Genomic DNA, 13,113 nt, shown 5'->3' on the forward strand with positions numbered 1-13,113 from the left:
ATTGTCCAAGTTGCTGACCCAAGCGTCCCCGGCCGCGTTCACCCGCGCCGGAAAAACAGCCTGCACCGAGAACTCGATAGCCCTGAAGTGGACCCCAATTTTCGGACTGCATCGCTCGCTACATGAATTTTTACAACGAGGACCGCTTTCACGAAGCGCTCGGCTACCAGACACCGGCAGCGTTCTATGATGCACTGGATACCGCAGCCTGACCGGCAACCGGAGAGGGGCGGGGGGGGTACACTCAATTTCGTCCCGGCGGCCGAATACGTCTTGCGGCCCTGGAAACGTTCCCTTATCGCCAATTACACATCAACCCATTATTCCCAACCAGCCAGGTTCCACCTCAACGGAACCCCATTCTGGTCCACAAAATGGGGTCCACCTCACCGGTACAGAGCGTCTGTCCGCTAGATCCAGACGTCCATGCTGTGAAACCAGCCTTCTGCACACGCCTCCCGGCATGGATAGGTCTTGAACGCCAACTGGCGCGTCAGTCGCTATTCGCCGTAGGGTTTCGAGCAGCCACCGCCTTAGCCAACCTCGGGGTCGTCCCGCTTGCTCTGAGTCTGCTCGGCCCTGAACGCTACGGTGCCTGGGTGGCACTGACAAGCATGGCTGGATGGTTCGCCCTCTCGGACCTAGGTCTCACGAATGGACTACGCAACACAGTGGTCACGCTCCGAGAGAAGGGCCACGAGGCCAGGTGCCCCGCCCTGATATTTCAGCTGCTCCTCGTCGTGGCTCTATGGGGACTATGTGTGATGCTCTTGATAGGTCCCCTGATCGGGTTCACCGCCGCCCGGATCTTTAGCGCAACGCCACTCATTCGAACCGAGCTTCCTTTCGCAACTGTTCTTATTGTCGCAGCTTTTGCAGTGCGAATCGTCGGAGGACTCCATACGCCCCTCGCACACGCGGTCGGCGAGTCCCATGGGGCTGCCGCCTGGCAGCTCGTCCAGCAACTGTCGCTGCTGGGTCTACTTGGTCTTCTGTCAGCTCAAGGGACCGCCGTCACCCTCCCGGATGTCGCTCTCCTACTACTGCTGTCCACCTCCGCAGGGATGGCGGGTGGCCTCGTGTATTACTGTTCCCGGTTTCCCTTCTACAGACCTCGACCCTCCCCGCTGCTCTTGTCCGACCTGCGTCCCATCTTTCGAGTAGGCGCTAAGATCTTCGTCGTTCAGCTCGCTGCTGTCGTGCTTTATGGCACCGATGCCTGGATACTCATCCACCTCTTCGATGGCGAAACAGCGGCTGCCTACGATGTGGTCCAAAAAATGTTTGCGGTCGTCGCGGGGCTGTTTGGAATCGCTCTTGGTCCTGTCTGGACTGCCGCGACCGCGCTGCACGTGCAAGCCGATGCGAAGGCACTACGCCGATTGGTCTATCAAGCCCTAACTGTTGGAGCCCCTGCGCTCATGCTCATTGTCGCGCTGGCAGTCGCCCATGAGCCGATTCTGAGACTGTGGCTCGGGACGCATCGGGGCCTTACCTTTCCAGGATCACTCGTCGCGGTCATGGCTATCCATGCAGCAATGCTTTGCTGGTCGACCGTCTTCTCGTACGTGCTCAATGCCATCGAGCGCATGCGCCTACAGCTGCTCACCTCAGCATTCTCGATTCTGGTAAACATCCCGCTTTCCTTCGTGTTGGCACACACTCTTAGACTCGGCAGTCTTGGAGTGATCTTGGCCACTATTGCCTGCTCTCTCCCGTTTTGCCTTCTCGGACCGCTAGAGGTCCTGCGAGCGGTGCGCGACCTTGATCGAATGAGGGGGGCGTCAAGCACGGCCTGAGCACGGCCTAGACCTAGACAGCCGCGCCTGTCATCGTTTTAGTGGATCCCCGTGTCCTCGAAGTGCCCCCAGCCTCCGGCCATAAGCAACTTGAAGCGTCGCGCGTACAAAGGCCCCCGGGGCATCCAGCCGGGCTCCGTACGCCCTCAAAACGCGCCAGGGGCTCGCCATCTGTCTGTTCTTGCGGACTGCACGTAGCCAAAACAACGCACGTACCTGGGACCTCATCGGTTCATCAAGATGAGAGGAGGCAAACCATAGCCACGCCTGAGCATAGCCTGCGAACACCTGCTCGCGTTGACTCAGTGTGATCGAGCCCGAATGACGTCGAAAGAACGCAAGTGCCTCATGCACAAACGCCACGCTCCGATGGCGCACTGCGGCAAGAAGATACAGCAGCAGATCGGGTCCGGCTCCCGTCGAACGCCAATCGATAGGGCCGGGGGGATCCACGAGGAGGTTCTCGCGGAGACTCTCCAGGCGAAACACTGCAGCGCTGGGGGATACCGGCACGTGGTTCGTGTACAGTGCAGCATCTACGAACTCCTGCTTCTTGACCAATGCACTATGTTCGCGCAACCGATAGCTGGGGCAGCCTGCTCCCGGTCGAGATGCCACTTCCACAGCGCTGTACACAAGGCCGACGTCACTGTTTGACAGCCAAGGCACAGTCGCCTCCAAGTATGAAGGATAGATCACGTCGTCCGAAAAGAGGATCTTCCCATATCTGCCGCGTGCCTCGGAGATGCAGCGCTGCCAATTGCGGACCGGGCCCAGGTTTCTTTTGTTACGAAACACTCGAACGCGTTCGTCCTCGCGAGCTAGCTGTTGACAAGCGTCCCAGGTTCCGTCTTCACTGGCATTGTCTACGACAACGACCTCAAGGTCAGTGTACGTCTGCCGAAGTGCGGATTCCACGCACGGTCGAATCAGGCGCGGCCGACGGTACACAGGAACCAAGACGCTCACCGTGGGTCGCACGCTCCACCCTCCTGTTCACACAGCCACGTCAATGTGCGCCGCAGGCCTGTTGCTCGGTCCACCTCGGGCTTCCACGACAGCCTACCGAAAATCTTGGTGTTATCCGCGACGAAGACCTTCTGGTCTCGTGCTCGAGGTGCAATGCAGTCAAAACGGAGTCGGACATCGAGCTCCGTCTGAAGGAAGTCTAGGAGCTCCAAGATCGACATACTGTTGCGAATACCACCACCCACGTTGAACGCTTCACCGATGACCGATTCCCCATGGTCCAAGACTGCCAAGTAGAGATCGACCAAATCGTCAGCATGCAGCAAGTCTCTGACCTGCTTGCCGCTCCCCGCCACCGTGAATGAATCGGCCTGAAACTTCTTCTGGCTCAGGGCCTGGGCGCAGAACCAGCTCACCCATCCTTGATCAAAGGTGGCGAACTGCCTTCCTCCGTAGATTGATGAGTGTCGAAACACCACGGTTCGAAGCCCAAAGATAGCGTGCGCGTCGCGAACCAATGCGTCCGCCGTGCCCTTGGACACGCCGTACGGCGTCTCCGGATCAAATGGTATGGTTTCGGGGAAGCCCTCGGGAAATTCAGGAGTGATGTAGCGGGTGCCTTGCTCTACGTGCCGGGTAAACGACTCTGGACGACGGTACACTTTGTTCGTCGACGAGTAGATAAACAGAGCTTCCCGCGCATGGCGCTTCAGTGATTCAAGAAGGCTGAACGTCCCCATGGCGTTGGTTTCGAAATCCAGGCGGGGTCGCGCGACTGAGCTCGTCATCGCCACTTGTCCAGCCAAGTGAAAGACCGCGTTCGGGCAGAAATCCCCGACGACCAAGTCCACATCCGACGCGCATCGAATGTCTCCATGTACGAAGCGGAACCGACCGGCACTCTGCAGCCACGTCAAGTTTGCTGCGCACCCATGACGTGACAAGTTGTCGAATACGCACAGTTGGTGACCGCGTTCCAACGCGGCTTTCGCGAGGTTCGACCCCACAAAGCCGGCACCACCGGTGATCAGGATTCGCACGCGGTCTCCCGAATGCGACCAACTACACTCGTCACAGCGGTTACGGCTGTTAGCTCCTGGCAGTGATGCCTGGCACAAAAGCCACGCCATTTGCGCTGATCCGATACCAAGCTCGCAGGAACGTCTTGTCGGCTGGGGATGGCACCGAAGCGCAAAACTACAGGCCTGTCTAGGATGGTGGCTACCGCCTTGGCGAAGTCGCGTACCGTCACGCCTTTGCCGCTACCGAGATTGAACACCTGACCTAGCGGCGCTGCATCGGCCGCCTGCATGACCAAGTAGGCGATGCAGTCCGCCACATCGCCCACGTACCGATAGTCACGAAGTTCATGACCTGAGGTCAACATCAACGGTTCGCCGGAGAGAGCGGCCGCCACAATCTGCGGTACCAACTTGTGACTTCCTTCCCCCTCGCCGTACATTCCGAACGGCCTCACAATGATCGGCGCGTACCGTGCCCGGGTAGCCAGAGCAAGCAGAGTCAACGTTCCGGCTGCCTTGGTCGCCCCATAGATGGTGGTCGGCCTCAAGGCCGCTTCCTCTGAAATCGGGCCCTCATGCGACCCGTACTCGGCTCCCGTCCCCACATGCACGAAAGGGGCAATCCCAAGCCTGTCAGCAGTCGTGAAGAGGTTGGCGGTTCCAATCGCATTGACTTCCAACGCCCGGACTGGATCTTGCTGCCGGTAGTCTACACCATAGGCGGCGCAGTTGACCACGGCACGAATCGCGTGCTCTCGCATGAGATCGAAGCTCGCTTGGGCACCGCAAATGTCGAGCTGCGCCTCCTTAATCCGCGGAACGTCCACTGTGACCGAGCCACACTCAAGATCTGTGGCGAGAACCTGAACTCCCCGTTGCGTCAGTCGCTGCACAACGTGCTTTCCAAGGAAACCGCGGGCACCCGTAACCAGAACCGTCACGGTTGCTCCTGTCCATACTCCGCGATCTGCGCCTGAGTCAGTTTGAGCAGGGCATCGGGATCAGCGTCGCCATAGAATGCCCTGTACCAGGTCGCTGTTGTACGCAGACAGTGACCCAACGTGGTCAGTGGTCTCCAGCCCAACCGTTCGCGCGCAAGGCTACAGTCGAGCTTGAGCAGGCCGGCTTCGTGCGGCTGCGAGGCCGCGTCGGGTGCCAGTTCCCAACGCCCGCGCCGATCGTAGGCTGCGATGAATCGGTCGAGGAGCTGTGCGACGGGCACCGTCTCCGCGTCCACTGGCCCGAAGTTGAAGGCCCGGGCGCTCCCCACGTCCCCGCTTAGTCCAGCTTGGGCCAATACGAGGTAGCCTCGTAGAGGCTCAAGCACGTACTGCCAGGGCCGCAAGGCCTCGGGGCTGCGTACGTACAGGATGGAGTCACTCTCAAAAGCTCGCACGGCATCGGGTATCAGGCGGTCATCGGACCAGTCGCCGCCCCCTATCACGTTGCCCGCCCGGGCCGAAGATAAGATCAGGCCGTGATCGGAGTTAAGCGAAGGGCTGAAATAGGACTGGCGGTAGGCTTGAACGACGAGCTCGACCGAGGCTTTGCTGCTCGAGTAGGGGTCGTAGCCTCCCAGCGCGTCAAGCTCACGGTAGCCCCACGGCCACTCTCTGTTTTCGTAGCACTTGTCGGTTGTTACGACGACCATCGCTCGCAACGATCGTGCGCGTCGGGCGGCTTCGAGCAGGTGCACGGTGCCCATGACGTTGGTCGCGTAGGTGCCGATAGGATCCACATACGACTCGCGTACCAGCGGCTGTGCCGCAAGGTGGAAGACGACTTGCGGATCGGCTTTCTCCATCGCGTTCGTCACCGCGCTTGCATCGCGCACGTCACCGTCGACGTGCTGATATTGCCGGCCCAGTCCTGTTGCTACAAAGAAACTGGGCCTCGTGTGCGGCGGCAACGCGTATCCGGTGACTTCGGCACCCAGCGCCCGCAACCATGCCACAAGCCAGCCACCCTTGAATCCAGTGTCGCCCGTCACGAGAACCCGCCGTCCACGCCAGGCCGCCGCACACACGCTGCCCCGTGAGGTGGCGTGGCTACTCAAGTCCAGGTCTTCCAGGGTGCACGGTCTGCTTGCCACAGCTCCTCTAGCGCCGCGCGATCCCTGAGGGTGTCCATGGGTCTCCAGAAACCGTAGTGCTTGTAGGCTGCCAGCTGATCGTCTGCAACCAGCCTCCGAAGCGGATCTTCCTCGAGCACCGTCTGGTCACCGTCGATGTAGGCAAATAGCTTGGGTTCGCACACGAAGAAGCCGCCGTTGATCCAGCCACCGTCTCCACGAGGCTTCTCCATAAACGAGCTCACTCCACTATCGTCGCGAATGTTGAGTTGACCGAAGCGTCCCGGCGGCTGCGTGGCCGTCAGCGTCAGGACCCGGCCGCTGGATTGGTGAAATGCAATGCTGCCGCGAACGTCGACGTCTCCAATGCCGTCGCCATACGTCAACAGGAACGCCTCGTTTCCGACATAGGGCGCAACTCGCTTGACCCTGCCACCGGTCATCGTGTGGGTTCCGGTATCCACGAGCGTCACAGTCCACGGCTCCGCCGAGGACTCGTGGACAGTCATGGCATTGCGCTTCAGATCAAAGGTGACGTTGGAATTGTGTAGAAAGTAGTTTGCGAAGTATTCCTTGATCATGTAGCCCTTGTAGCCAAGGCAAATAATGAAATCGCCGACGCCGTGGTGTCCGTACAGCTTCATGATGTGCCACAGAATCGGCCTACCACCGATCTCGACCATCGGTTTCGGCCTGAGCACGGTCTCCTCGCTCATGCGAGTGCCCAAACCTCCGGCCAGGATCACCGCTTTCACTAGGTCAACTCCTTGAGCACGCCCTGGAATGCTTCCAGCATGTACTGGCGCCGCGCCCGATCGATCCCGGGCCATACGCCAACCCAGAAGGCATGATTCATGAGTCTGTCCGTGTGCTCCAGCTGTCCTGCGGTCCTGTAGTCAACTTCGGAAAACGCAGGCTGGCGCACCAAGTTGCCGCCGAAGAGCAGGCGCGTCCCTACTTTTCGTGCTTCCAGGCGCCTCGCCATTTCGGCCCGATCGATCCCGGATTCCGGACGCAGCGAGAGTAGAAAACCAAACCAGCTGGGTTCGGCGCCGCGGGTTGCCTCCGGTAGCACGAAGTACTCGTCCCAGCCCTCATCCAGAAACGCCTGCTTGAGCGCATTGTGGTTCTCGTTGCGCCTACGAATGAAATTGTCCAGTTTCTCAAGTTGCGCACAGCCTACCGCTGCCTGCATGTCCGTGAGCTTCAGGTTGTAGCCCAATCTCGAATAGACGTACTTGTGATCGTAGCCCGCTGGCAATTCCCCAAGCTGCCACTCGAAGCGTTTGCCACAGGTATTGTCTTTGCCGGGATCACACCAGCAGTCTCGTCCCCAGTCCCGAAGCGACAGCACGACGCTCTTGAGCTTGGGGCTGCCTCCCATGACGGCTCCACCCTCTCCCATGGTGATGTGGTGCGCCGGGTAGAAGCTCGCGGTGGCGAGCGCACCCCGCGTCCCCACAAGCCGTCCCCCTTGCAGCGCCCCGACTGCGTCGCAGCAGTCCTCCACCAGCAGAAGCCCGTGCTCTTCTGCGAAGGCAGCGACACGATCCAGTTCGAAAGGATTGCCTAGCGTGTGTGCGAGCACGATGGCGCGCGTCTTGGCGCTGATCGCCTCACCGAGGAGCTCCGGCGCCACGTTGGCGGTGGCAGGGTTCACATCCACAAAAACGGGCACCGCGCCGTTCTGCACGATTGGTGCCACGGTGGTCGGAAACCCGGCAGCCACCGTGATGACTTCGTCACCGGGACGAAGCCTGCGCGCGCCGAGCTCCGGCGCAAACAGGGCGGACACCGCGAGCAGGTTGGCGCTCGACCCGGAGTTCACAAGGGCCGCCCAGCGCTGGCTCATTCTGAGGGCGAACTCGGCCTCGAAGCGCTGGGCAAAGCGACCGCTTGTGAGCCAGGCGTCGAGCGAGGCGTCGACCAAGGAAACGATCTCTTCCGGTCCAACGACCTTTCCTGAGACGGGGACGTAGGTCTCGCCCGCCCTAAAAACCTCTGCCGAGTTGACGGCCGCGTATCCGCGTACCATCCCCAGGATGTCATCACGTCCGATCATATTCTTCAAGCCTCACGACACTGGTAGCGGTCGACGGCGGTTGGCTCGACCGCGGCAGCCCGGCGTCCATCTTGCAAAGCGTGACATCTGGATGAATCCGCCACGCAACTCGGCACTGTCCGTACAGTGGGCCTCCGGATACCATCACGAACACAGTCTGCCTCTCACGCGCAAAGATGCCAACTGCAAAGCGCCCTTCACCATGTTGGCCCCACGCATTGCGACGAACCCACTTCACCGCTCGATCGAGATGGTCAGTCATCTGCCGGTAACCTATTCTATGGGACGCTCACAAGAGATGCTGGCGGAGGCAGAACTGCGCCTTCGAGCCTAGCAATCGGACTGCTGGCTTGCTAACACTGCTACTGGTACTAGCCCTGGCCACCGCGTTCGCGAGCCGAAACCCTCGGCAAGCCGTACGGCTGGCTGTTTTCTTGGTTCCGTGGGAGGGTCTCGAGGCAGACCTCGGGTTGCGAATCACCGCGTATCGGGTCGCGGCTGGTGCCCTCTTGATCGTATCCCTGCTTCCCAGCTCGAGGGCTGCACGTCGCATCTCGCCGTGGCCCCGAACTTACATCGCCTTTCTAGCTTTTGCGGCGATCTGGACGGTTCTTCAGATTCCCGAGCTCCCTGAGTACAGCGTATACGCAGGCTCGCTACGGAGCGGAACGACGCGGCTTCTCTCACAATGTGCGATTCTGATCCTGCAGTTTGCACCACTTGCAGCCATTCCGAAGTTCGTTGGTGAGATGGACCACATCGCCGAACTCGGTCGTGTCTACATCATGTCGTGCTTGGCCCTGGCCGCAGTCGGGTTCATTCAAATAGCTGTCTGGTTCCTCGCTGGAGTTGATCCACTGCCCGTAGGGGTTCTGGAGGCCGTCCTTGGACACGGCTCGGAACTCGGACGGGTGCAGAGAAGCGCGTACCTGAACACCGCGGGTGCTACGTTTCTGCGAATGTCCTCCTTAGGGGGCGAGCCAAAGGGCCTCGGGCAGAGCTTGGTCGTCGCCCTGCTCATGCTCCAGGTAGCCCGCGGAGTCACGAGGTCTCGCCCGGCCACCACAGCCGTATGGGCCATCCTCGGACTCGCAACCATGCTGACGTGGTCAACGTCAGCCTTTTTCCTCTGGACGCTTGGGACGGGCACACATCTAATCGTTACCCAGATGCTCAAGTCGGTCCGGGGCCCGCGGCCCCGCGCGTTGGGAGTGGGTCCCCGCGTCCTGACCGGGGCCGTCCTCTTGACAACCGGCCTCGCATTTTCGGGACTGTTTGGAAGCCCAGAGGACGTCGGGGAGGTAATGGAACAAAGGACCATTGCTCGGGAGGCTGTGGAAGACTTCGACGCCGTCGTTCTCGATTTCCTTCGGGCGGAACCCGACCGGCTGGTGGCCGGAGCGGGGGTTGGGGCCGTCCACTTCTACGCTCACCGATTCATTCCCGCCAAGTACGCCCACTACATGGTCGGAAATGTATTCGCCGCCAAATCCACGCTGCTTCGTGTCGTTTCGGAGACCGGCGTGATCGGACTTGCCTTGCTCGGATTGGCTATTGCCGGGACGCTACGCGGCCTCAGCCGCGCGCTGATGGCGATACCTCAAACAGACACACGCCGCGCCAGTTGGCTCGACCAAGCCCGGCAGCTTGCGGGATTCGCGTACACCCTGGTCCCCTGTTTCCTTGCACGCACCTACATTTTTGGCCAAATGATGCTCACTTTGGGCGCCGTCATCGCGTGCACACTAGCCGTTCGAGAGTTGAAGCGCAGCACATTGCCTGAAAGCGCTACCCACGATCAGCATCTGCGCCCGATTCAGAGCTCGGGTCGCGCCTCCACGGTCGGCGCAGCCCGCAGTTGACGGCGAATTCGATCCCCCTCACCGTCCGGCTGGAGGTACCTTCCCAGGACGTCGCCCAGCACGCTGGCGGTGCGTTTAGAGGCTCCGCGCTCCGCTCCCGAGCGAGCGGCAAGTCCCATGCGACGGACAGTGAGGGGATTGTTGAGGCACCATTTGATCGCTTCGCGGACGGATGTCGCCGTGCGGTCGACAAGCAGGCCATCCACCCCCGGCGTGATGAAATACCGGGCAGCTTCGACGCCGGAAGTGGTCACGACAAGCAAGCCGGCAGCCATGGCCTCGGGAACCACCAGCCCCCAGCCCGAGTAACTGGAGGGATACAAGAGCACGTCGCTGCTAACAAACGGCCGGACCCGATCTTCCCAGGTCTTGTAGGAACGATCGTACCGCAGATTGGCAAGTAACCGCGGGCTGCGCTGAAGCGCAGCGTCAACGCGGCGTTGCTCCGGCCCCGCGGCTGCAACCGTGACGCTGAAGGGTTTCTCCTCCTGCTCCGCCACGCTTGCTAGCGCATCAAACAGCATTCCGATGTTGTGCCGAGATACTAGCTGGCCAGAAAACAAGAAGCGGAGCGGCCGCCCCGTTAGCTCGCGCTGTACGGCAAAGTGACGGGAGAGATCCTGACCGTACGGGACCAGATGTGCACGCTGGACCCCCACACTCGCCTTGTACAGGCGCCACGCCCGGTCCCCGATTGCGATGACAAATGAGAAGCGGCTCACCAGCCGCCGTACCATGACTCTCTTGATGGGTTCCTTGAGAGCTGAGACCGGATCGGGTTGCTCGGCCCATAGCCCAACCGGAGTGCTGTGACGGTCGGCATACGCGAAAGCCGCCTGCGCGAGTGGTCCACGATACGTAGAGCAAAGAAGCAGGTCGGGCCTCAGCCCCTCCAGTTTGCTGCGGCTCCACTCGTAGGCCTGCGCCTCCCCGGTACCAAGGTGAACCTGATCCGCGACACGGTCGACGGCCCAGTGCGGGCCGCGATTCACGGCCGGGCCATGCGCAAAAACCAAGTGGTAGTCCCATTTCCCGGCCTCCCGCATCGCGTCCGCCACCTCGCACTGGAACGGAGCCGCCACGGTACTTAGGAGTACGACTCTAGGTTTGTTCGGCATTCCGAGTGGATCCTTCGTTGCCCGAACACAAGCGGAACACAAGTTGGCAGCCGCTCCGCTCAAGCGTGTCGTCGCCAGCGGGGCCATGATAGTCTCTCGTCGCGGTCGAGGCGACCGGCCTCCGAAAACCGGGTAGGTCGCATCCTAGTCCTAGCCTAGTCTCGACAACACCTGCTACTACAGAGAGAGGCGCATGGTGAACCTGAGGACCTTCGTTGCCCGCGAAAGTTTTGACCCAGTCACCGCCCGAGGCAGCGATCCCTCCTTTCCCAAGATCAGCGTGGTGGTGCCAACTTTCAATCAGGCGAGCTTTTTGCGGCGCACCATCCTGAGCATCCTCAACCAAGACTATCCTAACCTCGAGCTGATCGTGATGGACGGTGGTTCCGCAGATGGCTCCACCCAGATCCTGCGCGCTTACGACCCCTACATCGCCCACTGGACCAGCGAAAAGGATCGAGGCCAGGCCGACGCCATAAACAAGGGTATGCGGGTCGCAACCGGTCAGATACTCGCTTATCTCAATTCGGACGACGTCTACTTGCCCACGGGGCCCCTGCATCGAGTAGCAGAGCACATCGGGAGCCGACAGGAGGCTCTGCTGGTGTATGGAGACGGCTACGTCATCGACGAGCAGGACCGTCAGGTCCGACTCATGCCGGCGCTGCCGTTTCGAACGCTGGAGTATCTTCACGGTGTCTTTTCGATCCCCCAGCAATCCGCGTTCTGGACGCGCCGTGCGTATGAAGCGGCCGGAGGCTTCAATCCGAGCACGCGGACCTGCTTGGATGGCGAGTTCTTCGTTCAGGCTGCGCTCGGGGGCACGCACTTCGAGAGGGTCAGCGGCATGCTGGGCGGTTTTCGCATCCACTCGACCTCCATCACCGGCTCCGGACGTCTAGACGATACGCACGCTGAAGACCGATCTCGGCTTCGCAAACGGGTGTTGGGGTCGTCCGAACAGGACGCGCGGTTCCGGGCTCTCTCTGCCCTGTTTAGGCTCAAGTACGCGCCTTACCGCGCCTATCGCAGGGCTGTTGCTAAGCTGCAGATCCACGGCCCAAGCTGACGGCTGTGGCGGTCACTCGTACCAAGGACAGGGTAGCGGATAGCGATAGACTACTAGCGCAGAGCGACAGCACAGCCGCCACGGACAACGCGAGCCTAGCCCATAGGCGCTATCGAAGACGTACCCGTGCCGCCGAGGGAAGTGGTGCCACCACACCCGCGCCGGGCTATGGGCGTGTCGCGATCTTGGGGGCGATGGTTCTCACGCCGCAGCTTCTGGGCGGGGTCCACGGCTGGAGCATCAGCACCATCGCGCTTCTGTGGACGGTGACGCTCCTGTGTGTCTGGCCACGCAGGCTGCGTGTCCCACTACGCGCTCTCGAGAGCATCATCTTGCTCTCGCTTGGCTGGACGCTCCTTCAGGCAATGCCCATGCCTTGCAGTCTGGTGGACTGGCTGTCGCCCGGCAGTGCATCACGCTGGCTTGCGGCATTCGATGCGCTGGGTAGCGAGTCGCTCAGTTGCACGCTGTCTTATGCCGTCGGCGGAACCTGGGTCGAGATCGTGAAGGGAGCAACGGTCGCCTGCGCCTTCCTGGCGGGTCAGGCATGCGCCTACCGGGGTAGGCGAAGTCTGGTACTGCAGGGTGCGGGTCTCTCGGCCTCCGCCATGGCGCTGGTCGCCCTTGTACACGGCGCTGTCGGTGCGGGCTCAGTGTTTGGCGTCTACCAACCGATCCAGGCGGGCTCGCACATCCTCCTGGCGCCGCTGATGAATGAGAATCATCTCGGAGGCTTCTTGGCTTTTGGGACACCCCTACTTGCAGGGTTGGGAGTGAAGAGCAGCGATCGCGTTCTCAGATTGGTCTGGTTCGGCGCAGCAGCGCTCGCGGCTGCTACCTGTGTGCTGACAATGTCCCGCGGAGCGGTGGTCTCACTCCTGCTGGTGGCAGTACTGTCTGTGCCCTGGGGCCTACGACGGCTACGCGACAGCCTCAGCGGTCCTGGTCAAGGGAGCTTCGATCCCCTGTCCGCCGTGGCCCTGCTCTCCCTTGTACTCGTCCTCGGCTCGGGGCTCTACGCTGGCGCTACTTTGTCGTCCGCGTTGTTCGAGGCGAGCTTGGACAAGCTGAGGCTGGTGGGGCAGGCACTGTTGTTCGTGGGCGAGAGCCCCGTCTTCGGTGTGGGTCGAGGCGCCTTCGC

11 protein-coding genes are annotated in these 13,113 nt (G+C 61.2%); 4 read left to right on the forward strand and 7 right to left on the reverse strand.

Annotation, left to right across the window (positions count from 1 at the left end):
• Positions 1 to 374 precede the first annotated feature (374 nt).
• Positions 375 to 1,799: an oligosaccharide flippase family protein gene (locus MJD61_20240; protein MCG8557593.1), complete on the forward strand. Its 1,425-nt coding sequence runs from the start codon at positions 375 to 377 to the stop codon at positions 1,797 to 1,799.
• Between the two features lie 30 nt (positions 1,800 to 1,829).
• On the opposite strand, the gene MJD61_20245 is transcribed toward MJD61_20240, so the two are convergent.
• Genes MJD61_20245 through rfbH form a run of 6 tightly spaced genes read right to left on the reverse strand, consistent with a single transcriptional unit; the run spans position 1,830 to position 7,923 of the window.
• The gene (locus MJD61_20245; GenBank protein ID MCG8557594.1) at positions 1,830 to 2,717 is read right to left on the reverse strand and encodes a glycosyltransferase; all 888 of its coding nucleotides are present in this window, start codon (positions 2,715 to 2,717) and stop codon (positions 1,830 to 1,832) included.
• A 47-nt stretch (positions 2,718 to 2,764) separates the two neighbouring features.
• Positions 2,765 to 3,808, reverse strand: coding sequence for a GDP-mannose 4,6-dehydratase (locus tag MJD61_20250; protein ID MCG8557595.1), 1,044 nt, complete (start codon positions 3,806 to 3,808; stop codon positions 2,765 to 2,767).
• Positions 3,796 to 4,731, reverse strand: a complete 936-nt coding sequence (locus MJD61_20255) for an NAD-dependent epimerase/dehydratase family protein (protein MCG8557596.1) — start codon at positions 4,729 to 4,731, stop codon at positions 3,796 to 3,798. The genes MJD61_20250 and MJD61_20255 overlap by 13 nt, the downstream gene beginning before the upstream one ends.
• Entirely contained in the window at positions 4,728 to 5,882 is a 1,155-nt protein-coding gene (gene rfbG / locus MJD61_20260) for a CDP-glucose 4,6-dehydratase (protein ID MCG8557597.1), read from the reverse strand. Before rfbG ends, MJD61_20255 begins: the two co-directional genes overlap by 4 nt.
• Positions 5,843 to 6,616 (reverse strand): glucose-1-phosphate cytidylyltransferase, encoded by a 774-nt coding sequence (gene rfbF, locus MJD61_20265; GenBank protein MCG8557598.1) that lies wholly within the window; start codon positions 6,614 to 6,616, stop codon positions 5,843 to 5,845. Before rfbF ends, rfbG begins: the two co-directional genes overlap by 40 nt.
• Positions 6,616 to 7,923, reverse strand: a complete 1,308-nt coding sequence (rfbH, locus tag MJD61_20270; protein ID MCG8557599.1) for a lipopolysaccharide biosynthesis protein RfbH — start codon at positions 7,921 to 7,923, stop codon at positions 6,616 to 6,618. The genes rfbF and rfbH overlap by 1 nt, the downstream gene beginning before the upstream one ends.
• Before the next feature lie 350 nt (positions 7,924 to 8,273).
• On the opposite strand from rfbH, the gene MJD61_20275 reads away from it, so the two are divergent.
• Entirely contained in the window at positions 8,274 to 9,785 is a 1,512-nt protein-coding gene (locus tag MJD61_20275) for a hypothetical protein (GenBank protein MCG8557600.1), read from the forward strand.
• Here the strand turns inward: MJD61_20275 and MJD61_20280 are convergent.
• Positions 9,740 to 10,903 (reverse strand): glycosyltransferase family 4 protein, encoded by a 1,164-nt coding sequence (locus tag MJD61_20280; protein MCG8557601.1) that lies wholly within the window; start codon positions 10,901 to 10,903, stop codon positions 9,740 to 9,742. The two genes, MJD61_20275 and MJD61_20280, sit on opposite strands and share 46 nt — an antisense overlap.
• A gap of 193 nt (positions 10,904 to 11,096) precedes the next feature.
• On the opposite strand from MJD61_20280, the gene MJD61_20285 reads away from it, so the two are divergent.
• On the forward strand, positions 11,097 to 11,972 hold the full coding sequence (locus tag MJD61_20285) for a glycosyltransferase (GenBank protein MCG8557602.1): 876 nt from the start codon (positions 11,097 to 11,099) through the stop codon (positions 11,970 to 11,972).
• 5 nt (positions 11,973 to 11,977) lie between these two features.
• Positions 11,978 to 13,113 (forward strand): hypothetical protein (locus MJD61_20290; protein MCG8557603.1); only part of this gene is annotated, 1,136 nt, incomplete at its 3' end.

Source organism: Pseudomonadota bacterium (assembly GCA_022361155.1).
Classification (GTDB): Bacteria; Myxococcota_A; Polyangia; order Polyangiales; family JAKSBK01; genus JAKSBK01.